The sequence below is a fragment of the Bradyrhizobium genosp. P genome, assembly GCF_049949265.1.
Classification (GTDB): Bacteria; Pseudomonadota; Alphaproteobacteria; order Rhizobiales; family Xanthobacteraceae; genus Bradyrhizobium.
This window is the reverse complement of sequence record NZ_CP188195.1, coordinates 3,017,987-3,041,581: the sequence shown is the minus strand read 5'-3', so window position 1 is coordinate 3,041,581 and position 23,595 is coordinate 3,017,987. Positions and strand designations below refer to the sequence as shown.

Annotated in this window: 18 protein-coding genes and 2 pseudogenes; 9 read left to right on the top strand and 11 right to left on the bottom strand. The window is 60.2% G+C overall.

From position 1 onward, the window contains the following. Nucleotides 1-7: 7 nt before the first annotated feature. The 3 genes from ACP2YO_RS14665 to ACP2YO_RS14655 all read left to right on the top strand — a co-directional run bounded on the left by ACP2YO_RS14665 (nt 8) and on the right by ACP2YO_RS14655 (nt 1,985). Nucleotides 8-247 carry a hypothetical protein gene (locus ACP2YO_RS14665; protein ID WP_426441466.1) on the top strand — a complete coding sequence of 80 codons (240 nt, stop codon included), beginning with the start codon at nt 8-10 and terminating at the stop codon, nt 245-247. A 351-nt stretch (nt 248-598) separates the two neighbouring features. After that, on the top strand, nt 599-907 hold the full coding sequence (locus ACP2YO_RS14660) for a hypothetical protein (RefSeq protein WP_426441465.1): 309 nt from the start codon (nt 599-601) through the stop codon (nt 905-907). Nucleotides 908-1,796: 889 nt separating this feature from the next. Next, nucleotides 1,797-1,985 carry a hypothetical protein gene (locus ACP2YO_RS14655; protein WP_426441464.1) on the top strand — a complete coding sequence of 63 codons (189 nt, stop codon included), beginning with the start codon at nt 1,797-1,799 and terminating at the stop codon, nt 1,983-1,985. 1,217 nt (nt 1,986-3,202) lie between these two features. Here ACP2YO_RS14655 and ACP2YO_RS14650 read toward each other — a convergent pair. Next, on the bottom strand, nt 3,203-3,814 hold the full coding sequence (locus tag ACP2YO_RS14650) for a hypothetical protein (protein ID WP_426441463.1): 612 nt from the start codon (nt 3,812-3,814) through the stop codon (nt 3,203-3,205). 717 nt (nt 3,815-4,531) lie between these two features. Here ACP2YO_RS14650 and ACP2YO_RS14645 point away from each other — a divergent pair. Beyond that, complete coding sequence (locus ACP2YO_RS14645) at nt 4,532-5,350, top strand: isocitrate lyase/PEP mutase family protein (RefSeq protein ID WP_426441462.1); 819 nt, start codon at nt 4,532-4,534, stop codon at nt 5,348-5,350. 384 nt (nt 5,351-5,734) lie between these two features. On the opposite strand, the pseudogene ACP2YO_RS14640 reads toward ACP2YO_RS14645, so the two are convergent. The 5 genes and pseudogenes from ACP2YO_RS14640 to ACP2YO_RS14620 all read right to left on the bottom strand — a co-directional run. After that, nucleotides 5,735-5,998, bottom strand: a pseudogene (locus ACP2YO_RS14640) (NYN domain-containing protein); the annotation flags it as partial. Continuing rightward, nucleotides 5,995-9,081 (bottom strand): annotated as a pseudogene (locus tag ACP2YO_RS14635) (efflux RND transporter permease subunit). The pseudogenes ACP2YO_RS14640 and ACP2YO_RS14635, both read right to left, overlap by 4 nt. A gap of 26 nt (nt 9,082-9,107) precedes the next feature. Beyond that, nucleotides 9,108-10,223, bottom strand: a complete 1,116-nt coding sequence (locus ACP2YO_RS14630) for an efflux RND transporter periplasmic adaptor subunit (protein ID WP_426441461.1) — start codon at nt 10,221-10,223, stop codon at nt 9,108-9,110. Continuing rightward, nucleotides 10,220-11,725, bottom strand: coding sequence for an efflux transporter outer membrane subunit (locus ACP2YO_RS14625; RefSeq protein ID WP_426441460.1), 1,506 nt, complete (start codon nt 11,723-11,725; stop codon nt 10,220-10,222). Before ACP2YO_RS14625 ends, ACP2YO_RS14630 begins: the two co-directional genes overlap by 4 nt. Before the next feature lie 333 nt (nt 11,726-12,058). Beyond that, entirely contained in the window at nt 12,059-12,748 is a 690-nt protein-coding gene (locus ACP2YO_RS14620; RefSeq protein ID WP_426441459.1) for a TetR/AcrR family transcriptional regulator, read from the bottom strand. 243 nt (nt 12,749-12,991) lie between these two features. Between ACP2YO_RS14620 and ACP2YO_RS14615 the strand changes: the two genes are divergently transcribed. The 3 genes from ACP2YO_RS14615 (at nt 12,992) to ACP2YO_RS14605 (ending at nt 15,427) form a co-directional block, all read left to right on the top strand. Then, complete coding sequence (locus ACP2YO_RS14615) at nt 12,992-13,990, top strand: histidine kinase dimerization/phospho-acceptor domain-containing protein (RefSeq protein WP_426441458.1); 999 nt, start codon at nt 12,992-12,994, stop codon at nt 13,988-13,990. Next, nucleotides 13,893-14,393, top strand: a complete 501-nt coding sequence (locus tag ACP2YO_RS14610) for a sensor histidine kinase (protein ID WP_426441457.1) — start codon at nt 13,893-13,895, stop codon at nt 14,391-14,393. The genes ACP2YO_RS14615 and ACP2YO_RS14610 overlap by 98 nt, the downstream gene beginning before the upstream one ends. 89 nt (nt 14,394-14,482) lie before the next feature. Further along, a complete protein-coding gene (locus ACP2YO_RS14605; protein WP_426441456.1) occupies nt 14,483-15,427 on the top strand; it encodes an SDR family oxidoreductase in 945 nt (314 codons plus the stop codon). Between the two features lie 17 nt (nt 15,428-15,444). On the opposite strand, the gene ACP2YO_RS14600 is transcribed toward ACP2YO_RS14605, so the two are convergent. The 5 genes from ACP2YO_RS14600 to ACP2YO_RS14580 all read right to left on the bottom strand — a co-directional run bounded on the left by ACP2YO_RS14600 (nt 15,445) and on the right by ACP2YO_RS14580 (nt 20,736). Beyond that, nucleotides 15,445-16,650: an ABC transporter substrate-binding protein gene (locus ACP2YO_RS14600; protein WP_426441455.1), complete on the bottom strand. Its 1,206-nt coding sequence runs from the start codon at nt 16,648-16,650 to the stop codon at nt 15,445-15,447. Nucleotides 16,651-16,769: 119 nt separating this feature from the next. Further along, complete coding sequence (locus ACP2YO_RS14595; protein WP_426441454.1) at nt 16,770-18,098, bottom strand: MFS transporter; 1,329 nt, start codon at nt 18,096-18,098, stop codon at nt 16,770-16,772. A 39-nt stretch (nt 18,099-18,137) separates the two neighbouring features. Continuing rightward, on the bottom strand, nt 18,138-19,235 hold the full coding sequence (locus tag ACP2YO_RS14590) for an FAD-dependent monooxygenase (protein WP_426441453.1): 1,098 nt from the start codon (nt 19,233-19,235) through the stop codon (nt 18,138-18,140). 104 nt (nt 19,236-19,339) lie between these two features. Further along, nucleotides 19,340-19,771, bottom strand: coding sequence for an acyl-CoA thioesterase (locus ACP2YO_RS14585; RefSeq protein ID WP_426441452.1), 432 nt, complete (start codon nt 19,769-19,771; stop codon nt 19,340-19,342). Continuing rightward, nucleotides 19,768-20,736: a fumarylacetoacetate hydrolase family protein gene (locus ACP2YO_RS14580; protein ID WP_426441451.1), complete on the bottom strand. Its 969-nt coding sequence runs from the start codon at nt 20,734-20,736 to the stop codon at nt 19,768-19,770. Before ACP2YO_RS14580 ends, ACP2YO_RS14585 begins: the two co-directional genes overlap by 4 nt. A 42-nt stretch (nt 20,737-20,778) precedes the next feature. Between ACP2YO_RS14580 and ACP2YO_RS14575 the strand changes: the two genes are divergently transcribed. Continuing rightward, nucleotides 20,779-22,407 (top strand): AMP-binding protein, encoded by a 1,629-nt coding sequence (locus ACP2YO_RS14575; protein WP_426441450.1) that lies wholly within the window; start codon nt 20,779-20,781, stop codon nt 22,405-22,407. Next, entirely contained in the window at nt 22,407-23,486 is a 1,080-nt protein-coding gene (gene gtdA, locus ACP2YO_RS14570; RefSeq protein ID WP_426441449.1) for a gentisate 1,2-dioxygenase, read from the top strand. Before ACP2YO_RS14575 ends, gtdA begins: the two co-directional genes overlap by 1 nt. The last annotated feature ends 109 nt before the right edge of the window (nt 23,487-23,595 follow it).

Genomic DNA, 23,595 nt, shown 5'->3' with positions numbered 1-23,595 from the left:
GGCGAACTTGCTGAAGGCAGGAACAATGCCAATCACTCAGTTGTTGAAGGGCCGCGAACGCGTGCCTGAGGAAATCGAACTTCTGAACAGGGCCTTCGGCCAGGCGCTCCATTTGCTGGGCGTGCTTGATCGTGACGATCCACTTTGCAGGATGGTGGCCCGCGACGTTATCGACATCCATGCAGCCGGCATCAGCGATCCGCGCGAGATTGCGGGAATGGCAGTAGCGCGGATGGGTCTCAGGTAGAGGCCCCCGGTCCGTCGACTTCCGTCGACGCATCCAACCCCGCGTCGGGGCCCTTTGCCGTGTTTCCACGTAATCCGCATCGATGTGGACAAGTGCAATATGGCTCTTGCCGGGGCTAGATTTCATCCCGTTTAGATTTTCATTTCTGAAAACCGGCAAGGGGGCGCGCGTGAGTGGCGCCTTTCGATTCAAAACTGCGCTGGCCTCGGATTAAGCGCACACCCGCCCCGCCTTCGCATCCCTAACTGTCGCAACGATCTGGCCCGGCAATATGCGTGACCCGACGATGAAGAGCGTGCGGGATAGCAGAGCAAGGACTATAAGGAAGATAAAGCCGCAGCATGAAAAAGCTTGCCGAAGATCGCCCCTACGCCAGCCGCTCGCCGGCTGCTGGAGCACGCCAACTCTTTCCCGCCGCTGAAGGATGGCCGGATCTACATCGAGTACGTCAACGGCAAGATGCTTTACGAGGACAAGACGACGGCGGCGGAATACTGGGCCGGCCTGCAGTTCGCGATCGCGCAGGGCTGGCTCGAGTATCACGAAAGCGGGACCTACGTGAAGTTCACGCCGGTGCGGATTTGTTTGCCTGAGAGTATTATCCTCGGACATGCGCCCATTTCCGGCGCACCGGCTCCGCCTCACCGCCGCGGAGGTTGAGGTTGCCGGGCCGGTTGGGGCGACCTGGTTTGAGCTTCAAGCCGCGCAGCCTCTGGCGCCCGCGCCGGTTCAGAAACGCGCCCGTCACGCGTCATCCATGCAGCGAGACGAATGTAGTTTCGCCGCGCCATCTGTCGGAATGTTTCCGCCGATGCGTGCTCCATTCGCCGAGCGTACGAGGCAAATACTTAGAATTTCTTATCGTGATCAAAGGCCTTATCACCTCATAACGACCTCTGGGGGCATTCAGAAAAACCTTGGCGCAGAACTGATCAGCGCTTTCGCAGCCGTAGTTTTGCGGGGTTATGCGCGTGATTGACACGAATACCGGCTATCGCAACCTAACTAAGCTGGATAGCAGCGTTCTCCACAGGACATAGTTCCGCCGCGCACCGTTCGCTAAAGTGTCATCGGCCACGAGCGGCTTGGGGACGCGTATATGAAAAAATCGGACATAACCTGCCCTAGCTGTGGGGCCGGGTTCAAGCGGCTGGAGTTGTGGTCCGAACCTGGCCCTAAAGGAGAGTATCGCTGTCCGGTCTGCGATACGGCCCTGGAGGTTTTCGACGGGGCCAAGCTCATCGCCTATCGGCTTACGATCCAGCCTAAGCGTCCCGCAGGGCGTCAGCGGGGCCACTCGGCCGCGTAACACGAGTGACCGCGCCTTACCCGCGCTGGTGATCCGTCGCAGGATGGTCCGTGAAGATTTCACCAATCTCGCATTGCAGTTTCGTGACGCATGGGCTGATCTCCCCGCAATTCAAGGCGGCATCCCCCGCTCCTGACAATTTGACGGCCACCTCAAGTCACCGTCACTGTGGCATTGACTCTTGCATGTACGCTGGCTGGAATTGGCGCGAAAGCACCTCCAAGAACCAAGGGGGCGTACATGGAAGAGCGAAAGATCGCGATGTTGCGCGCGCACGAGCAAAACATCGAGCGTTACCAGGGACTGCTGCGCACCAGGCTCAACGACGTCGAGATGCACTTCATCGAACGGCGTCTGTCCGAAGAGCGTTTCGCCATCCACATGCTGAAATTTATGAACCGGGAGGAGGCCTCAGTGAGGCCCCTCTGAAGGTTAGTTCCCTAGCTAGATTGGCGACTGCAAACCGGGCGATTGCAACCAATCCGTCATGTGCGCTGCGGCTTCATTCTGCCGCGCCCGGCGGATCAGCGCGTCGCGCTCGACACAGGGCGGCATGCTCTTGGCCCGCGCTCAGCTCTTTCGCTTCATTCGCCAGCCTCTCCTCAAGTGTGAGACCATGCTTCACCCGACGGCGTTCCATGATGGCGTCTCCCTTCTGGTTCCCTGCCCGGAACGGGGGATCCAAGTTTCAGGTTGGCGTAAGGTTCCCAGCATCCCAGACGTTGGCCGCGGGAACGATTTGGAAAATGCGCGTTTCCCACGTCTCAGCACCATCCGAAGTCCTCGACGCAGCCAGCCCCGCGTTGGGGCCTTCCACTTTTGATGCGGGTTGGTTTGCGGCCCCCGACAACACAACGCCGCCTGCTTGAAATGATTGCAGACGGCGCTGGTCCTAGCCCCGGGAAGGTGATTGCAAAATCCCGTTGATATTAGGTGGCACAAAGGGCGCAAAAGGTTCATGGCCCAAATTGATCACACGGGACTTGAGCGCCTGGCAGGAAATGAGGGCTCACCTCAACCAAAAGTTCGCTCGATCAAATGAAAACCGGTGCCGCATCTCTCGCTGAACGACCTTCATCGCTCGATCCGCGAGCCGCGTCTGCGATGCCCCGTACAGAGTAACCTTTACCGCGAAACTCCCATCGTTCTGTCGAATGATCTGGATGCCGCTGATCGTTTCGCAGCCGGGCCGCTGCCGAACGGCGTGGAGGCATTCTTTGCGAAGGGCCGCGTAGGTCAAACCCACCGTGGCTAATCTCTTTCGCACCGGGACAACCCCAAAACCGCAGATGTAGTTCGAGAAGCTGACACTGAGCTGACATGCGCTGTTGGGCGGTCGCGCGAAAAACCCGGCAGAAAGCTTGCCGGGCAATTCGCAAATATAAACAGGTAAAGGATGCAGGGATTAAAGGGCGGCGTCCGTTACAGCGCGATGAAATTCGAGTCCGTATGATTGCGGAGCCCTGCCGGTGCACACCTACGCTCACAGGCGGGACGACGTCGCGTTGCTCCGAGGCCTCTGTCCACAAGTGCACCGACGCTTTGGCACCGGCTTTGCTAATTCGATGGCACTGGGAATTGCGGGGCCCAGTTTGCAACAGGGCGCCGCCGGGACAATGTATTTCGAGCCCGGCGGCGTAGCTTCTTCAGGCACCGACACCGGGCTCGGGTTCCCAATGAAGCCGGTTCCCAAGAAACAGAGAGGAAACAATTCGCGAAATCCGCCTGCAACAGTCGCTGTCTAGCGTCGCTCCATTGCATTGTGCTTGGAGTATTTTAATGACCGCAATTTCTAAGCCCGCAACCGATCTTACCGCCTCACGCCCCGTACCATGGCTGGCGATCATCGCGCTTTTCGCCATTGTGAGAATGGCGACCTCGCTCCTCTTCGCGCTCTTCGGGATCGACATGTAAGGCCGGCAGCAGCCGAAGGCAGACGCGCCATCGCTGTTCAAGAGGCGCTGATAGTGAGTATGGAACGGGACGGCCACAATACCGTGGAAGCCTGAAAGATCCTGGCCGTATTGAAAGACGCACAGACACTTCACGAGCAAGAAGTTGAGCACCTGCTTAGAGAGTTGGGGTAGGAGGCTCAACTGCGCTGGCTCTGCGAATCGCATCGATTCTTTGGAGAATTTCTCATGAAGGGACTGCTGATAGCTGCAGGCATTATTGCTACCCTTTACCTCGCTGACCAACAATACGCACAGGGCAAATACACCTACGCCGTCCAGCGCATGGTGATCCAGATGAGGCATTCGTTTGGAGTTTGAAGCCGGCTCAGGTGGGCGGCCTCTCGCGGTTGAAGGCAATAACACCCCATGCCCATTAAAACCGAAAGCGCCGCGTGCCCGCGTGAGCTGCAACCGGGAGACTTATCAGGGCCCCGTCTTGGGTGCTGTTTCAGTGAGGGGACCCGGAGGAGCGCCGCTTGCGGCTGGCGGTGCAGAACCTGCGCTCAACTCCGGGTTCTCTTAGTCACCCGCGCCCTCGCCCAGGGCGCCGACTTATCGCCAGATGAGCCAGCGAATGCGGCATTGCCGTGACCGCGCACTTTCGACCAGTACCGAAAACCGGCAGTTGCACCGCAAAAATCAGGCCACGCGCCCCGTAAATTCGCGGGGTTTTTAACCCTTTTCTCCGGCATCAAGCTTAACCCGCGACTTCATTTGTGCAAGCTCACAGCTGCGTAGATTGCGTTCACCGGACATTGCCCATCGTCCGGGTCCACCAGGTCAAAGCCGCCGCGCCATCATAATCGGCGTGGCGGCTTCGTTCGAGAGCGGGACCTACGTGAAGTTCACGCCCGCCGGTGCGGCTCTGTTTTCCTGACAGTCGTTCTTGAAAAGAGTTTCGCGAAGAGGCCGCCAAGTGAGGCGGCCCTGGAATGATCCAAGCATCGCCTTCCCCGCGCCCAGCCCAGCCAGGCTCGTCGAAATGCCTCATCGAAGCTGTGAAACAAAAAGGAGAGCGTTGTGAGCAAGAGCGACCAAGCGAACAAATTTTCGAGGCTCCACGTGAAGGGGAAACCGCTTCTTCTGTACAACGCATGGGACGTGGGCAGTGCCAAAGCCATCGTCCAGGCGGGAACCAAGGCGGTCGCCACGAGCAGTTGGGCGGTCGCGGCTGCACTGGGATACGAAGACGGCGAGAGGGTTCCGAGGACGCTGGTTGAGGAGCTTGCGGCAGGCATCGTAGAGGCCGTGAACGTGCCGGTCGCCGTTGATTTCGAGGGCGGCTACAGCGAGAACGACGACGAACTGGCGAAGAACGTTTCACGGCTGCTACACCTCGGCGTCGTGGGTATCAATTTCGAAGACCGGGTCGTCAACGGATCCGGACTCTACACAGTCAATCGTCAGGCGAAGCGGATCGCCGCGATCCGGAGGGCGGCGGGGCAGAAGGGGGTTGAACTCTTCATCAACGCGAGGACCGATCTCTTTCTCGGAAGCAAAAAGGATCCCGCGAAATCCGTAGACGAGGCCATCGAGCGGGCCAAATTCTACGCGGACGCCGGCGCGTTCGGATTCTTCATCCCGGGGCTGCAGCAGGAAAGCTTGATCGGCCGTATCTGCGAGGAGGTCTCTCTTCCGGTCAACGTGATGTACATGGAAGGCGTCCCCGCGAACGACCGCCTCGCCCACCTCGGCGTCGCGCGAGTTAGCTACGGCAACCTTCCGTACGTTCGCGCGATGGAGGCAATCCAGAAAGAAGCCGAAAAACTCCTGCGTAGAGTCGGCCCCCACGCTCAAGCGTCGACCTTGGCACAGCGTCCGCAGATTTTTCTCAATTGAAGCATTCGCCGTAAGAAGGCTCCAGACCGGCCCCAGCCCTTCCCAGGCCAGGTCCAGGCTCCAGCGCTTACGCGGGCCGCAATACTCACTTCCTTGTGTCCTCCATCTAAGGCGAGGTGATGACGTTTTCACCTCGCCGGCCCCCAATATCTATCTATTGATAGATACTCCGATTGGATGGAGGCCGGCAAATGCTTTCGACTGTGGAAGACGGCACTAATCGGAAGAGTGGAGGCGGCCTACGAGCAAATCTTGTACGCGATTTCCGAGGTTTTCCTCGCGACGCCGAGCAACCGCAATCGATCGAATCAGTCACCTATCGATAGATAGATATTGATCTCTCCCTTTCCACGTTACCCGCCGCTTGCTGGTCGCCGGGGCCGACCTTCGGCCATCGACAAACTCCTTGACCGTCCTCGTGACCACGGTGAAGCCGTTGTAGTCGAGCCAGTCCACCAGCGGCCGCGCGGAGGAATAATCCCGATCCGCTACCAGAACGGTGTAGTAGAACGCGCGCAGTACCGTCCCGCGGCTCTCGAACTGTTCAAGAAACCGCTTGTAATCGACGTCGAATCCCAAGGCTCGCGTTGTGGACCGCAAGTTGAAGCCGTCGATCAAGAGAGCGAGCTTGCCTAATCCCCTGGTCATGTGTCCCTGCCGACCGGCTGTCGCAAACCAAGTTCGGAAGCCTTGGGCGTGCTTCCTTGCCCGCAATGGGCGATCAGGGCATAGGCGACCGGAACGACAAAGAGAGTGAACAGGGTGCCGATCGAAAGGCCGGTCGCGATGACAAGCCCTATGTTGAAGCGGGAGACGGCACCGGCGCCGCTCGCCGTGATCAGGGGCACGACCCCGAGCACCATTGCCGCCGTCGTCATCAGGATGGGCCGCAGCCGGATCGACGCCGCCTCGATGATCGCCTCCGCGTGATTCCTGCCGGCGGCGCGCAGTTCGTTCGCCACCTCGACCATCAGGATCCCGTGCTTGCTGACCAGGCCCATCAGGGTGACGAGACCGACCTGGGTGTAGATGTTGATGCTCGCCCCACCGATTCCGACGCTGATGAAGATCAACGCGCCGGCGAGCGACATCGGGACCGAGACCAGGATGATGACGGGATCGACGAAACTGTTGAAGAGCGCGGCAAGCGAGAGATAGATGATGATCAGCGCGAACAGGAAGGTTGTGACGAAACCGCCCGATTCCTGCTCGAGCTGCCGGGACGCGCCGGCGAAGTCGATGGTGTAACCGGCCGGCAGCGACTTCGCGAGGTCCTTCATGGTCGCGAGCGCATCGCCCATCGGCACGCCCGGCATGGCGACGCCCGAGATGGTCGCGGCGTTGAGCTGCTGGAAATGATTGAGCGCCTCCGGAACGGTCTTCTGCTCCAGGTGCGCGACGGTGGACAGCGGCACCATCGTGCTGTTGGCGCGGATCTGATAGGCGAGCAGTTGCTCGGTGGTAAGGCGGTCGTTCTGCCGGACCTGCGGGATCACCTTATAGGAACGGCCGTCGAGACTGAAATACTCGACGTAATTGCCGCCCAGCATGGTCGCCAGCGCGCCTCCGAGGTCGCTCATCTTCAGCCCGAGGTCGCCGGCCTTGTCGCGGTCGAAGACGACCGTGCTCTTCGGCCTGTCGACCTTAAGGTCGCTGTCGAGGAAGATGAACTGCCCGGTCTTGAGCGCCTGAGCCATGAAATTCTGCGCGGCCTCGTCGAGCTCGTTAAACGAGCCCGTCGTGCCGATGACGAACTGGATCGGCAAGCCGTTGCTACCCGGCAGCGGGGACGGCTGGAACGCGACCGAGCGCGTGCCAGCGATGCTGTTGAGCAGACCCTGGAATTCTGGCTGCAGCGTCTTAGTGGTTGCGGCCCGCTTGTCCCAAGGCTTCAGCACCCATCCGCCAATTGCCTGGGACGGAGTATCGATCTGGAACACGGTCCCGGTCTCGGGGCGCTTGGCCACGACGTCGTAGAGCTGCTGGCCGTAGAACTGACGCTGCTCGGGCGTGGCCGAAGGCGCGGCGTAGGTCAGCGCCAGAATCATGCCCTGATCCTCGTCGGGCGCGAGTTCACTCTTGGACGTTGCATAGAGTCATGGAATCCCGGCGAGCAGCAGCAGTGCGAATACGGCCACGACCGGCTTCATGGAAAACACGGCCTCGAGTCTTCGGCGATACACGGCGGTCAGCCACTCCAGCGCGTGGTCGATTCCGCGCACCAGGCGCGCCTGCCAGTCCGAGGCGTCCCGCTCGGTCCGGCGCAGCAGCCAGGCGCAGTTGATGGGCGACAGGGTGAGCGCGATCACCGCCGAGACCGTCACCGCGCCTGCCAGCGTGAAGGCGAACTCGGTGAACAGCGCACCGGTGAGACCGCCCTGGAAGCCGACCGGCAGGTACACGGCGACCAGGACGACGGTCATCGCAATGATCGGGCTGCCGAGTGCGCGGGCCGATTGGATGGCCGCCTCGATGGGCTGCACGCCCCCGTCGATCAGGCGATGGACGCTCTCGACCACTATGATGGCGTCATCGACGACGAGTCCGATCGCAAGCACGAGCGCGAGCAGCGTCAAGAGATTGATCGAAAATCCCATCAGCAGCATCAGGCCGAAGGTGCCGACCAGGGAAAGCGGAATCGCGATCACCGGAATCAGCACCGATCGCCACGACCCCAGGAACAGGAAGACGACGACGATCACGATGGCCACCGCCTCGACCAGCGAGCGGACGACTTCGTCGATCGAACTGTTCACAAAATCGGTCGAGTCATAGAGGATCTCGCTCTTGACGCCGTTCGGCAGGTTGGCGCCGATGTCGGGGAGCACTCCCTTCACGCCGTTGATGACGTCGAGCAGATTGGCGGTCGGTGCGACCTGGATGCCGAGATAGACGGCGGTCTCGCCGTTGAACCTGGCCGAGCTGTCGTAGTCGTCGTTGCCGAGCGTGACGTTTGCGACGTCCTTCAGCCGGATGATGGCACCGTTGACCTGCTTAACGACGAGATTGCGGTATTGCTCGAGCGAGTGAAGGTTGGTCGAGGCCGAGAGATCAACCTGCACAAGACGCCCCCTGGTGGAGCCCAGGCCGGCGATGTAGTCGTTGCCGGACAGGGCAGTGGAGACGTCGCTTGCGGTGAGCCCGTAGGCCGCTAGCTTGTCGGCGTCGAGCCATGCGCGCAGGGCGAACTTCTTGCCGCCGATCAGCTCGGCCGTCTGCACTCCCGCGACGGCCTGCAGCTTAGGTTGCACGACGCGCGTCAGATAATCTGTGATCTGGTTAGGGGCCAGCACATCGCTGGCAAAGCCGATGTACATCGCATCGATGGTTTGACCTACCTTCAGCGTCAGGGTCGGCTGCTGGGTGCCGGTCGGAAGCTGGTTGAGGACCGAATTCACCTTGGCGTTGATCTCCGTCATCGCCTTACCGGAGTCGTAGTTCAGCCGCAGGTTCACGGTGATGGTGCTGGTTCCCGTGATGCTGCTGGAGTTCATGAAGTCGATGCCGTTCGCCTGTGCGATGGCATTTTCGAGCGGCGTGGTAATGAAGCCCGCGATGATGTCGGAGTCGGCGCCTGCATAGGCCGTCATCACGGTAACGATGGCGTTCTGGGTGCGCGGATACTGCAGGATCGACAGCGAGGTCATCGAGCGTAGGCCGAGCACCAGAATGAGCGCGCTGACGACGATGGCCAGCACCGGCCGCCGGATGAAGATGTCCGTGAAGTGCATCGTGTCTGCTCCGCTGCTGACGCCGGTTACCGGTCGATGATGGAGGGCGCCGGCTCGGCGACCGGAACGTGAGAGTTGTCGATCTTGACCGGGCTGCCGTTGCGGAGCTTAATCTGGCCCGCGACCACCACTGTCTCTCCCGGTTTGATCCCTTCCGTCACCGCGATGTGGTCGCCCTTCGCCGGTCTCGTCTTGACGAACATCTGCCGTGCAGTGCCCTGCCCGTCGTGAAGGCTGTCGACGACATAAACTTGGTCGCCATAGGCGTTGTTGACGATTGTGGTGAGCGGAACCGTGACGATCTGCTCCGGCTTGCCGACCGCGATGTCGACCTTGGCGAACATGCCCGGCAGCAGCCGCGCCTGGTTGTTCCTGATCGTCGCGCGGACCTGAACGTTGCGACTCGCCGTATCGACTTTGGAATTGACTGCCGAGATCTGGCCCGCGAAGCGTTCTCCGGGGAAGGCGTCCAGGGTCGCGGTGACGTCCTGGCCGATATTGATGGACGCCAGCGCCTGCTGCGGCAGGTAGAAGTCGACATAGATGGGATCAAGGCTCTGCAACGTGACGATGGTGGTGCCGGCACTCAAGAACTGGCCGAGGTCGACGGAGCGAATCCCGAGCCGGCCGGCGAACGGCGCCTTCAGGGTCTTCTGCTCGACGATGGCCTTCTGCTGGTCGACCAGCGCCCGGGCATTCTTCAGGTTCGCGCGGTCGCTGTCGAGGGTCGCCTGGCTCACGGCGTTGAACTTGATCTGCTCCTCGTCGCGCTTGACGACGATGGCATAGTTCTCCGCAGTCGCCTGCAGCGATTGCAGTTTGGCGATGTCGTCGGTGGCGACGAGCTGGAGCAGCGGTTGTCCTTCGGCGACCGCGTCTCCAGATTTGAACTGGATGCTCTGCACGATTCCGGAAGCCTGCAGTGCGAGGTCGGCGCCATTTACGGCGCGCAGCGAGCCCACGGAAGACAGGCTTGATTGCCAGGAGGCCATTCCGGCCGCGGTCGTCGAGACGACCTGCGCCGGGTTCGACATCGCGCCGATCGCCTTTCTGATCATCGTGTCCTTGAACGTCTGGAAGCCAAGAAGGCCCCCGAACAGGACCGTCATCATGCCCAGCATGATGGTCATACGCTTGATCATCGCAACGCTTCCTTGGTAGAACGGTCAGGGCCTGAGAAGTAGCCGGGGTTTTGACGTGGCAGCGCATCCGGGGTTTGATCGTCTCGATTCCACCAGCCGCCGCCGAGCGCCTGGAAAAGCGCCGCGCTGTCGGTGAAGCGCGAAGCCTGCGCCCTGATCCGCGATATGCGCGCGTTGAGATAGGATTGCTGGGCGGTGATGACGTTCGCGTACGGCACCGCGCCGGTCTTGAACTGCTCGATCGCCATCGCGAGGCTTTCAGAGGCGGCCTTCTCGGCCTCGGCTTGCGCCTTCAAGGTCGCCGCGTCGTATTGGATGGCGCGCAGCGAATCTGCGACGTTCTGGAACGCAGTGATCACTGTGCTCTTGTAGGACGCCATGTCCTGCTCGAAGATCGCCACGTCGGCTTCCTTAGTGTGATAGAGCGTGCCACCGTCGATGAGCTTCTGGGTGATCGCGGAGGTCGCATTCCAGACGACCGTGCCGGGCGAGAACAGGTTGCCGGTGCCGCTCGCGCCATAGCTGCCCGACAGCGTGATCTGCGGCAGTAGGTTCGCGACCGCGACCCCCACGGTTGCCGTCGCCTGATGCAGCGTCGCCTCGGCCTGGCGGATGTCCGGACGCTGCCCGACGAGTGCCGATGGCAGCGAGACCGGCAGCCCCGCCGGCAGGTGCAGTTCGGTCAGCGTGACATGCTCGCCGCGATCCTCGCTGGGCAGCCGCCCGAGATAGGCCATCAACTGATTGCGTTGCTGCGCCAACTGCTTCTGCAACGGCGGCAGCGTCGCCTTTGCCTGCGCCAGCGTCGACTCCTGCGACAGCACATCCGAGCGTGAGACCGCGCCTATGTCGAACTGGTGCTGGATGCGCGCGAGCTGATCGCTCTCCGCCTTGATAATGTCTTCGGTCGCCGATATCTGGTCGCGCAGTGAAGCGTCCGTGATCGCGGCCGTAACCACGTTGGCTGTCAGCGCAAGATACGTCCCCTCTAGCCTGAAGGCTTGGTAATCGGCCTGGGCCTGAAGCGATTCGATCTGTCGGCGCGTGCCGCCCCAGAGGTCCAAGGCGTAGGAGACGCTGACGGACGCATTGAAAAGCTTGTATAGCGGCCCCTGCTCGCGTGCCGCCGACCCGGTCCCGGTTACTTGCGGAAACAGTGAGCCCTGCTCGGCGAACGCAGTTTCCCGTGCCGCGCGTAGGGCGAATTCGGCGGACTGAACATCGGGGTGATTGCGGACCGCCTCTTCGACGAACGCGGCGACCTTCCTCGACCGGAAAAGCGTCCACCAAACGCCCGACACATCGCGCCCTGGAGAGAAGGACTGCGCATCGCCACCGGGCGTTTTCGTGCTGGCCGTCGAAGGAAGGAGACGCTCGCCCGTGTAGCCTTCTGCTGCGGGGCCATCGGGCGCGAGGAAATTGGGGCCAACCGCGCAGGAGGCAAGTAGGACTGCCGGCGCGAGGATGCTTATCGAAAGCCCGGCTCTCGGAGGCGGAAACATGGCGACCGACGGCGGAAGGAGGGCCTCTTCGGCGCCTCGGAAATCCCTGCATCTTTGGTGATTCTGCAAAACGATACTCTTTTGTCGGTTAATCGAACCGTACCGTACGGTTCTGTACCGTTATTCGGAGCTAAACGTTCTGTCAACTAACCGTACCGCGAGGTTCGTTTTCGCCCGGCGCACCCGATTCGCCTGCAATCCAGTTGCGCGCACAAATCTCAGTAGCCAGGATCGCTGCCCGACGGCGAGGCCGATAGCCAATGACCTCCGACCGGAACTATCGAGAAAACAGATAAGACGTATGCCCGCTGAACCGGCGGCCGCCGCGGGCCGCTATCTTTCAGTCTCGGCGCTCCGGCAGGCCGTCAGGAAGAACGAGACACTTTCGGCCACATGGCTCCGGATCTGTCCCCGAACCGATTTGAGGTCTTCGCCGAACGCCGCACGCATCAGGAGAGGCGCCACGACGAGGTCGAGGAAGAAATAAGTCGTTTTCATCAGGCGCTTTGGAGCGAAGGCGGGATAAGCCCTGCCCTGCTTCGACAGGGCGACTTCCTTGAAGACAGCGGCGGCGTGCTGAGCTCCGCGTTCGCGCATCATCCCTCCCACTTTGGCGAGATCCGGAAAGCGTCGCGCCTCCGTGATTGCAAGACGGATGAAGTCAACGCTATCCCCGGCCAACAGATGCTTCAGGATTCCATTTCCGAGATTCGAGAGCCGCTCTTCGACCGTGTCTCCGGGCGGCGCTTCGCTCCCGTATCCCTCCTGCACCTTCGCCGCGTTTCGCATCGCAATCGCGGCGAACAACGCCTCCTTGGTGGGAAACCGCGCGTAGATCGTTCCCTTACTGGCGCGGGCTCGGCGCGCGATCTCCTCAACGCTAACGCCGGCGAGTCCCCGTGCGAGAAACAGGTCTCGCGCGGCGGCGAGGATCCGCTCGTCCACTTCCGCCGCGAGATCCTTTGGCGGCCGCCCCATGCGGACGGCCTTTCCAGGAGCCCTCGGCTTCACCCCCGTTTCCATGATCCACCTCTTGCCTGTTTCATACAGACCGGGCTCCGAGACACCCGCCGACCAACCAAGATTAGCGCGCGTCCCGACCAAAGTAAACAGAACCGAACCGTATGGTACACATCTATTGACTCCGAATGATCGGCCGCCTTATCGTACCGCTAGGTACTGTTACTCCGAGACACAGAGACGAACACCGAAGCGATCATTCACCCCAAGTTGCAGCACTTCGGACTCAACACCAACGATCCTTCAATGATCCAAGACAGCAAGGCTCGGCGGCAATTTGTTTACTCCAACTCTAGAGCAAGGTTGAAGGCAGTTCTGATGGGATGGCCGGAGCGCCTGATGCCGCGTAGCATTACCACGCAGATCAGCAGTCTTGTCGCCATCTCCGTGACGCTCGGATTCGTCGCCGTCGTCGCCATCTTGGTTTTGCTGCTCGACCCGCCCAGCAACCCGACCTTTACGGTCGCGCGCGTGGCCGACGCCACGCGACTGTTGAGGGCTGCCAGGAGCCCGGTCGAAGCAGACGACCTCCTTGCGGCGGTGCAGCGGACCGGAATGAAAGTCGAGCGCATTGCCGTGTCGGACCTCGTACCGCGGGACACCGACAGCCCGCCCTTCATTCTTAGACTCGCGCTCCGGCAGCTCGCGCTCCAGCCGGGCATCCAAGGGGGCGAAGATCTCCGATATCCCGGTAGTACGCGATCACAGATCGTCACCAAACTCGATGATGGACATGCGCTGACGTTCGATATCTCGCTCGATACAAACCTGTGGCGCTTGCTCCTGACTCCGACAGCTATGATGCTGATCATCGTTCTGGTCTCCGTATTGTTCCTGTCGGTCTACGCTGTGCGCTGGCTGATCTCTCCACTAGCCGAGGTCGCTACGGCCGCGGTGGCGTTCGGGCGGTCGCCAAAGGATCATGAGGCCCTGCACCGGAGAGGCCCCCGCGAAATCGTGCAGGTGACCGACGCGCTTAACGAGATGCGCACCCGCATCGGCGAGTTGCTCGACGACCGCACCCGCATGCTTGCAGCGATCAGTCACGATCTGCGAACGCCGCTGACGCGGCTGCGGCTGCGCACCGAGCGCGTCGACCAGGACAACCTGCGCACCGGAATGCAGAACGATCACCCACGTGACCAGAATGCTGGACGACACGCTGGAGTATTTACGCGACGATGCCCGTTCCGAGGCGATGTTCCTGATCGATCTGTCAAGCTTTCTTCAGACGATTTGCTCTGACTTCGCCGATACCGGACATCCCGTCGCCTATGTGGGCCTAGCGCGGCTTTCCTGCGCCTGCCGGCCGCGCGCATTGTCGCGTGCAGTCACCAACATTGTGGAGAACGCTGTCAAGCACGCGGGTAACGCCACGGTCAGTCTCGGAATCCGGCCTGCGGATCTGGTCGAAATTGAGGTAGTCGATGACGGTCCGGGAATTCCATCAGCGCTTCTCGACAAAGTGTTTGAACCATTTTTTAAGGGCAACGATGCGCGCGTCCAGGACAGCACCGGGTTCGGTCTTGGACTTTCGATCGCACGGGATATCGTCAAGCGCCATGGCGGCTCAATTGAAATGCATCCGAGACAGACGACGGGATTGAGAGTGCTATTGGTTCTGCCGCATAAACAGCTCTTGAATTGACTTTGAGGACAAGCCGCAAGCTCTTCCACGATAAGAGAGCTAAGTAATTGCACATTGGGGTCTGCGGCTCAAATAAAAGTTGCGAGGTCATGGAAGAAGTGAAGAGAAAAAGTCATTGGACTAGTTCAGACATGCCACCCCAGACTGGCCGCCTGATCGTTGTCACGGGCACCGGTGGGTTAGGCTATGAATGTGCTTTGGCGTCGGCGCGAGCGGGCGCGGACATTATTCTAGCCGGCCGCAACAGAAACAAAGGAGAGGCCTCGATCGCGAAAGTTCGCTCAAGCGTTGCTTCAGCAAACATTCGCTTTGAGCAACTTGACCTTGCCGATCTTGCCTCTATTGAGGAGTTCGGGCGAAGACTGCGCGATACATGCGAAAGAGTAGACGTACTCATTAATAATGCTGCTGTGATAATGACGCCCCGTCGACAGGTCACAAAGGATGGCTTCGAACTGCATTTCGGCACGAACTATCTTGGCCATTTTGCGCTGACGGCGTATGTCATGCCACTCTTGCGGAAGGGACGCGATCCGCGTGTCGTCAGTGTCTGTGCGCTCGCTGCCAACCGCGGCGCGATTAACTTCGGCGATTTGCAGTCGGAACATCGGTACGCCCCAATGGCGGCATATGGGCTGTCAAAGCTGGCAAGCCTGATGTTCTCACTTGAGTTTCATCGCCGTAGCATTGCAGGACAGTGGGGGATCAAGAGCATTGCCGCCCATCCGGGGCTGGCGCGAACAGATTCGTCGGGTTTGAGAGCCGACAAGACGAGAGAAAACAGGATGCCCTTCCTGCTCCGCTTGATTGCGCCGCTTCTGTTTCAGCCTCCCGAACAAGGCGCTCTGCCGCTGCTGTTTGCGGCAACCTCCGCGGAAGCGGAAAGTGGCGGGTATTACGGACCCGATGGCTCTAAGGAAATGAAAGGCTTTCCCGCACATGCGAAGATACCGCCCGATGCAAAAGATGAGACCGTTGCGAAACGTCTGTGGGACGTATCAAAGCAGATGACACACGTCGGCTTCGAGGAATGAAGCTACTAGTACGCTGTCTATCTGGCTAAAGAACACCCTCCTTCCGCGACCGGTCGAAAGGCCTCATCGGCAGGAATCGTTGAAACGAGCGTATAGTAGTAGTAGGGGTATTTGGATTCCGCAGGTTTTTTCACCTCGAATAGATACATCGGGTGAATGACGCGGCCGTCCTTCCGGATGGTGACGTCGCCAAACAGCTCGTCCTTCCCTTTAAATTTCTTCATCTGCGGCACGACCTCCTTGGCATCATCGCTTCCGATCGCGGCGACCGCATTGAGATAAGCGAGCGTCGATGCATAGACGCCGGCCTGGTTTCCACTCGGCATCTTGCCGTTCATGCCCGGTCTTCCCGCAAACCGCTTGGCGAAAGCGCGCGTGTCGTCATTCATGTCCCAATAGAAGGCCTCAAGCAGCTGTAACCCCTGCGCCACTTTCAATCCCATTCCGTGCACATCATTCACGAATACCAGGAACGCGACGAGGGATTGGCCATTTTGCTGGATGCCAAATTCGGCCGCCTGTTTTACCGCGTTCACTGCATCGCCGCCGGAGTTGGCGAGCCCGATCACCTTGGCTCCTGATCCCTGCGCCTGGAGCAACAGCGACGCAAAGTCTGACGTATTTAGGGGATGTTTGCTGGAGCCCAGAACCTTGCCGCCGTGGTTCTCGATGTACCTGGTCGCTTCCGCCTCTATGCCCTGACCGAGCGCAAAGTTCACGGTCAGGAAATACCAGCTGTCACCGCCGCGCCCCATCATCGCCGCAGCCGTGGCGTTTCCGGTCGCCCACACGTCATTGACCCACTGAATCGTGTTGGGTGAGCAAGCCTTGCCGGTAAGGTCGGAGCTCGCCGTGGACGACGCCAGGAACGTCATGCGGGTGTCGCGCAGCAGGGAATTGATCGTGAGGCCGACGGCCGAATTGGGCACGTCGACGATCGCATCCACGCCATCCACCTCGAGCCATTTGTGAGCGATGGCGGAGCCCACATCAGCCTTGTTCTGATGATCGGCGTATACGATCTCGACCTTGATGTTCTTGCCGCCGCCGGCGAAATCCTCAGCGGCCATCCGTGCCGCCTCCACCGATCCCATGCCATTGGTATCCTGGAATATCCCCGAGATATCGTTGAGCACGCCTATGCGCACCACGTTACCCGATATCTCCGCCCTGGCCTGGCCAAACGCCAGGCATACGAGCGCAACGACCATCAGACGGATCATGTCAGCCCTCCCTCATTTTGTTGAACGGCCGTGACCGTTCGCTACGCAAAGCAATTTCGGTACGCCAGAGCAACACGCCCTCAGCGCGGCCCGGCTGGATGCCGGGCGTTGCCGTCGGATCAGTCGTTGAGCGCTTTATCCCTGGTTTCGGCAGCAAACGTAAGCGCAATGCCCGCGCCAACGGCGAGCACGATATAGTAGGCGGTGATCGCCCCCGTCGTGCCGTAACAAGCGTAAAGGCTCGCCGCGACGAGCGGTGCGATGCCGCCCCCAAGGACCGTGCCGAATTGTTTGCCGATGGAAACGCCGCTGAACCGCACCGCTGTCGGAAACAACTCCGGAAAGAAGCTTCCCTCGGGACCAAACATCATTGGGTGGATGACGCCGGCTGCCACGATGATAGCCACGGTTATCAGCAGTGGGCTCTGGAGGGCCAAAACATTGTAGAACACCAGCATGGAGAGCGCCGCTGCAGTCAGGCCGAAAGCGTAGATCGGCTTTCGTCCTATTATGTCCGACCATGCCCCGAACAACGGTACCAGGAAGAGACCAAAGATGTTGGCGATGAGAACGGCTTGAGCGAGCACGTCGCGGGCAATCCCAAGCTCGCGGGTGGCGTAGGCAAGAGTGAAGATCGCGGTCAGATAGAAGTAGGACGTTTGAGCAAGTTCGATGAAGAACACGATCAGGATCGGTTTGGTGTGTTTTTTCATCGCCTCGACTGCGGGCAACGGCGACACGCGAGCGGATTCCCGGAACGTTCTCGATTCATCGATTCCGTAGCGCAAATAGAGGCCGATACCGACCAGGATGCCGCTCGCCACAAACGGCACGCGCCAGCCCCATGACAGCAGTTCGGCTTCAGGCAATTTGGTGATCAGCAGTGTCGACAGCGATGCAAACACCACCCCGATTGGCCCGGCCGCCTGAATGATGGATCCGGAAAATCCGCGCGACTTCTCCTCCGCCGACTCGATCGCCATGAGCCCGGCGGCGGTGGACTCGCCTCCGAGGGCAAATCCCTGCAGGAAGCGAAGGGCGACGAGGGCTACTGTCGTGGCGATACCCACGCTTTCGTATGTGGGCAGAAAGCCTATCAGCATGGTGGCCACCCCCATGATCAGCATGGTCGTCAGCAACACCGATTTGCGACCGATGCGGTCGCCGAAATGGCCGAATACCAGCCCTCCCAACGGACGTGCCACGAAGCCAACCGCGAACGTCGCAAAGATAGCGATGGTCCCAACCGTTGCGTCCACTTTCGGAAAGAAAAGCCGCTCGAAAGCCAATGGAGCAATCAACCCATAGATGAAGAAATCGTACCACTCGATGGTGGTTCCGATTGCCCCGGCGACGAGGAGCCTGCGATGAGCCGCTCTGTCCGTGTCTGGGACTTGCCTGGCAATGAGCTTTGGCGCTGCAACAGCTATCTGATCGTTTGTGGACATTGTTTCCCCCTGAATTATTTTTTTAAGAACTCTATCGTGTCACGGAACGCCTGGTTGCGCGCCCGCTTCCGCCCCGACATCGGGCTGTCGGCTCTCCTTTCGTCGTTCGTATTCTCCAATGAACGCGGGACAGATCGACGCGAGACGGGTTGGATCGACCCGACCGGAACGACTGATGTAGTCCATCGCGAAGTCCCAGGCCGGACGGTTCATATTCTCCGCAAAATGCTCGTACCAATCCGCGCTTCTCGACGCGGCATCAAGCAGCTTTTGCACGACAGGCCGTCGCCGCTGCTCGTAGAGCGGCAGGGCGGCTGCAATGTCGCCCTCGGTCGAACTAATCGCGCCGACCAGGGCTTGAACATCCTCGAGCGCGAGGCGCGTGCCGGAACCGATCGAGTAGTGCGCGGTGCGAAGCGCGTCGCCGACCAACACCATGTTTCCATGGAACCAGCGGGCATTCGTGATCTTCGGGAACTGCCGCCAGATCGATCGGTTCGAAATCAACTGGGCTCCCTCGAGATCGTCGGCGAAAAGTCGTTCACAGAGAGCACGGGATTCCTCGACCGAGAGACTTGCGAGAGCGCGGTGCTGGAAGTTGTCGGCGGTGGTTTCCACCAGGAAGGTGCTATGGCTCGGAGAAAACCGATAATGGTGCGCGTTGAACGGCCCTTGGTCGGTGAATTTGAACGTTTGGGTCAACGCATCAAAGGGCCGCGAGGCACCGAACCACGCGAACCAATTCGTCAACATCTCGACTCGCGTGCCGAATTCCGCCTCATATCGGCTTCGCAGCACGGAATTCGCGCCGTCGGCCGCCACGATGAGATCCGCTTCGCCGAGTTCTGAGGGATCTGCGATCACTTTTCCGAAGGTCGGGATTATGCCCACTTCCCCCACCTTGTCGTTCAGAATGCGCAGCAGCGTCACCCGGCTGATCGCCGTGAAGCCGATCCCGTCGATTCTGATCCGCTCGCCTCCGACCCTGATCTCGATGTCTTCCCAGGATTCCAATCCGGCAGAGATTGATCGGACAAGCTCTGCATCATCGTCTGCCAAGAACTGGAGGCCCTGCGCGGAGAAGACGACGCCGAAGCCGAACGTCACGTCGGGCATGTTTTGCTCGATCACCGACACGTTCGCTTCGGGAAGCAGGCGCTTAAGCCTGTAAGCGGCATAAAGCCCCGCCGGGCCGGCGCCGAGAATCTTGATGTTGCGAGCACCGCCGGTTGGCATGACTTCTACTCCCGGTTAGGCGGATCGAGATGATCATTCAGAATGGCAACGACCTCGGGCGGCAAAGGGCTCTTCCGAAGCCCATTCTCGCCGTGAACCGACCACACGCGGGTGTCGAGGATTTCAGCGTAGCTGTCGCTCTCGGAGCAGAACCGGTGACGCAAGGTGAAGGAGGTCGTTCCGGAACGGATAACGGCGATCTCATGCCGGACCATCGCATGCAGACCGGGCGCGCCGAAGAACCGCATGTTGAATTCGACGCATGGAATGCCTTCTATTTCCCCATGCGCCAGCTTGCGATTTGGAACGTAGCCGGACGATTGCAGCATCTCGTTCAATCCATCGACCGCCCACTTCGCATAGTTCGGAAAGAACACGATCCCGCCGGGATCGCATTCACTCCATTGCAATCGCCGCTCGTATGAATACGTCGTCAATTCGCCATCTCTCCGACCCGGATGTTGAGCTGCCCGATACCATCGATATCCGCGACCAACTGATCTCCGGGGGATACCGGTCCCACGCCTTCCGGAGTGCCGGTCATGATGACGTCTCCCGGATAAAGCGTGTAGAACGCCGAGGCGTACTCGATCAGGCGCGCAACATCGAAGATCATCCGGCTCGTGTTGGATTTCTGCCTGACCTCGCCGTTGACGCTGAGGGACAAGTCGAGCTTGTTCGGGTCGGCGATCTCGTCGGCCGTCACCAGCCACGGGCCGAGCACGGCGAACGTGTCAGGAGACTTGCGGAAGCCCGGAAATTCCCTGCCTCGGACAGTGATGTCGAGGCCTATCGTGTAGCCGAGCACGAAACTCAGGGCCTGTTCGCGGGGTACGCGGCTGGCCGTCTTTCCGATCACCACGGCCAGCTCGACCTCATGATCCGTTCGACGATCCTTAAACCGTGGTCGGATCGAGTCCGATGGCCCAATCAAAGAGCTTCCGGCCTTGAGAAACAGACCGAACTCGTCGAGGGACGTGTAGGTCTTTCCCTGGTTGATCTCCCGGTCCGCGTTGGCCTCGTCAATGTGGGCCTTGTAGTTGATCGGCGCGCCGATGATCTTGCCGGGATTTGCGATCGGACTTTCCAGGCGCACCCCCGAAAGCGCGATGGAGGCGCGGCCCGCCCACTTGTCCTTGCTCAGCGTGTCGAGTTGCGGTGCCACCCAATCCCAGGGCGGCAACGGCCACTTCGGGCGCATATCCAACAGGTCGCTGACATCGATCAGGCCGGACCCTTCGATGACGCCAATCCTGTCGTTGTTGAATCTGCAGATTCTCACTCCGGCATCCTCCCCAGCCGCATTCAAAAGAATGCTGCATTTGCATTTAATGCATTTGCAGTATATTGCTGTGACGGAAACGTCAAGCTGCCTGACTTCCGCTTCGGGAACCGATGGCAAAATTCGGGGAGGAAAGTGGGAATGACAGGTCCGAGGCTTCCCTTGAAGGGCGTCGTTTACGCGGATGCAGCATCGGCGGCCCGCTACTTCGCGCAGGGTGCCTGGATCGATCGCAGGATTGATGACCAGTTGAGGATCTGGGGTGAAACTAACCGGAACGATCCTGCCTTCATCTGCGACGATGACGTTCTGACATTCGGTGAGTTGGATCGCCGGGCTGATGCCCTGGCCAATGGACTTCATCAGAGCGGGCTAAGGGTAAACGATCGTGCCCTGTTTCAGATGGGAACAACGCTCGATACGGTCATCGCCTTTTTCGGCTGCTTACGAGCAGGCGTGATACCAGTCTGTACTATCCCGCAATACCGGGAGCTCGAAATAGACCAGTTAGCAACCCTCACACAGCCCTCCGCCTATTTCGTGCAGGACGACGGTGGATCGTTCGATCTGATAGGCTTCGCAAAGCACATGGCTCGACGGAGATCGATACCGCATGTGGTCGTCGCAGGCGGCAGGGGCGAGCCGGACACGATTGACTTGTCAGAACTGTCGAACTCCGGCGACTGGACGCGGCGGGCCATGCCGACCGGCAGCGAGGATGTGGCGGTTCTTCAGCTTTCCGGAGGGTCGACCGGGATACCGAAGATCATCCCGCGGTTTCACGCTGAATATATGGGGCACGTGCGCCTGTGGTGCGACAGGTATCGCATGCGTGCGGGCGATGTGGGGATTTGGGCGCTGCCGCTGATGCACAACGCCGGCATGATGTTTGCGCTGCTCAGAACGGTGATTTACGGCTGCACGACCGTGCTCATGCCACGTTGGGATCCGGCACGCTTTTTTGCTCTGATCGAGCGATGGCGCGTGAACCATGCTTTCACAATCGGCCCACACGCCCCAGCCATCGCCGCCTTTCACGATATCGGCAAGTTCGATCTGTCCTCGCTGCGCTTCTTCTTCACGTTGCAGGGCGCGTCTGCGATCGAGCGCGCCACCGGCGTCCGCGCCACCAACATGTTCGGCATCACCGAGGGCCTCGTTCTTACGAGCACGCTCGACGACCCGCCTTCGCTGCGGCATGGAACCGTCGGGGCGCCCTGCTCGGATTTTGACGAAGTCAGGCTGTTGCGCCCTGATTCCGAGGACGAGGTTGGCCCCGGCGAAGTCGGAGAACTCTGCTTCAGGGGGCCATCCTCGTTGAGGGGCTATTTCGCGGCGCCCGAGCTTTCGGTCGAGTGCCTCACCAGCTCTGGATTCTTCAGGTCGGCTGACATGGTGCGACGTGTCGAGCTCGATGGTCGCGTCGCCTATGCGTTCGAAGGTCGAACTCGCGACAACATAAATCGCGGCGGCGAGAAGTTCGGGACCGAAGATATCGAACGCTTGATTGCGCTTCACCCCGACATCGCCGACGGCAAGGTCGTGGCGATGCCCGACGAGGTCTACGGCGAGAAGGCGTGCGCCTTCTTGATTCAGAAGCCAGGGCGACCGCTGCCGTCGGTTGAAGGCCTCGGCCTATTCCTCCTCGAGCGCGGACTTGCGAAATTCAAGCTGCCGGAGCGGATCGAGCCAATCGACGCGTTCCCAACGACACGCGTGGGGAAACTGGATCGCGCCGCACTGCGCACGGTCATCGCGGACCGGCTTGGAGATAAGAAGGTGAAACTCTAATGGTCACGCCGGCGAATGAAAGAACAGTTACGATGAACGAGCCCCACCTCAAGAACAGCATCGATCGGGCGGCCTTCTATAAGGAGCTCGACACACTCAATCTGGCGCCTCTGTGGGAGGTTCTTAAAGGTCTCGTACCGACCGGTCCACGACCAGCCGCGGTGCCATTCCAATGGTCGTGGGCGACCGTTCGGCCGCATCTGCTGGCGGCCGGAGCCGCGATCAGCGCCGAAGAAGCTGAACGCAGAGTTCTCGTTCTCGAGAATCCCGGATTACGCGGCAAGTCGCAGATTACCGATACGCTGTACGCGGGATTGCAACTCATCCTGCCCGGCGAGATCGCGCCCGCACACCGTCATACTCAATCGGCGCTGCGCTTTGTTCTGGAAGGTGAAGGCGGTTTCACTGCCGTCTCCGGCGAAAGGACGACCATGCATCGGGGCGATCTCATCCTGACCCCCTACTGGACCTGGCATGATCACGGGCACGACGGCGTCGGTCCGGTGATCTGGATGGACGGGCTCGACGTTCCGCTGGTGGGATTCCTGAAGACCGGATTCAGGGAAGAGCACGCCGACACGGCGCAGACGTCGTCCAGGCCCGAGGGTTATTCCGAGGCGAGGTACGGAAGCGGGCTGCTGCCCGTCGGACATGTGCCCGGCTCTCTAACTTCGCCTGTGTTCAACTATCCGTATTCAAGGACGCGAGAGGCGTTGCATAGGCTTTCCCAGAACGAGGAAGCCGATCCTCATCTCGGAATCTGTCTCCGGTATGTGAATCCGGTGAACGGAGACTGGGTCATGCCTACACTCGGGACAAGTATGAGATTGTTGCCGGAGGGCTTCTCCACGCGGTCCTACCGCTCGACTGACAGCGCTGTTTTCGTACTCATGGAGGGCGAAGCCGAGATCGCAGCCGAGGGACAATCGCCCGTGATGATGAGACCGAATGACATCTTCGCGATGCCTGGATGGCTCCGCTATAGCATTCGCGCCTCGAAAGGGGATTGTGTCCTTTTCTCCTTCTCGGACCGCCCTGTGCACGAGAAGTTGGGACTATTCCGCGAAGAGAAGGCATGATCCGAGCATTGGGATCGGCCCGTTATCCCCACCGATGTCTGACGCTTCCGCGACAAGCGCGCCCTGCGGCTTGCCTCGCTCGGGTCCTATGACTAATCTGCGGTTTTCG

Excerpts from the sequence above, each read along its gene's own strand:
- ACP2YO_RS14595 (WP_426441454.1), bottom strand. The coding sequence starts at position 18,098 with ATGTCCACAAACGATCAGATAGCTGTTGCAGCGCCAAAGCTCATTGCC.
- ACP2YO_RS14620 (WP_426441459.1), bottom strand. The coding sequence starts at position 12,748 with ATGGAAACGGGGGTGAAGCCGAGGGCTCCTGGAAAGGCCGTCCGCATG.
- ACP2YO_RS14605 (WP_426441456.1), top strand. The coding sequence starts at position 14,483 with ATGGAAGAAGTGAAGAGAAAAAGTCATTGGACTAGTTCAGACATGCCA.
- ACP2YO_RS14615 (WP_426441458.1), top strand. The coding sequence starts at position 12,992 with ATGATCCAAGACAGCAAGGCTCGGCGGCAATTTGTTTACTCCAACTCT.
- ACP2YO_RS14610 (WP_426441457.1), top strand. The coding sequence starts at position 13,893 with ATGCTGGACGACACGCTGGAGTATTTACGCGACGATGCCCGTTCCGAG.
- ACP2YO_RS14650 (WP_426441463.1), bottom strand. The coding sequence starts at position 3,814 with ATGCCTCATCTGGATCACCATGCGCTGGACGGCGTAGGTGTATTTGCC.
- ACP2YO_RS14655 (WP_426441464.1), top strand. The coding sequence starts at position 1,797 with ATGGAAGAGCGAAAGATCGCGATGTTGCGCGCGCACGAGCAAAACATC.
- ACP2YO_RS14625 (WP_426441460.1), bottom strand. The coding sequence starts at position 11,725 with ATGTTTCCGCCTCCGAGAGCCGGGCTTTCGATAAGCATCCTCGCGCCG.
- ACP2YO_RS14630 (WP_426441461.1), bottom strand. The coding sequence starts at position 10,223 with ATGATCAAGCGTATGACCATCATGCTGGGCATGATGACGGTCCTGTTC.
- ACP2YO_RS14600 (WP_426441455.1), bottom strand. The coding sequence starts at position 16,650 with ATGATCCGTCTGATGGTCGTTGCGCTCGTATGCCTGGCGTTTGGCCAG.
- gtdA (WP_426441449.1), top strand. The coding sequence starts at position 22,407 with ATGGTCACGCCGGCGAATGAAAGAACAGTTACGATGAACGAGCCCCAC.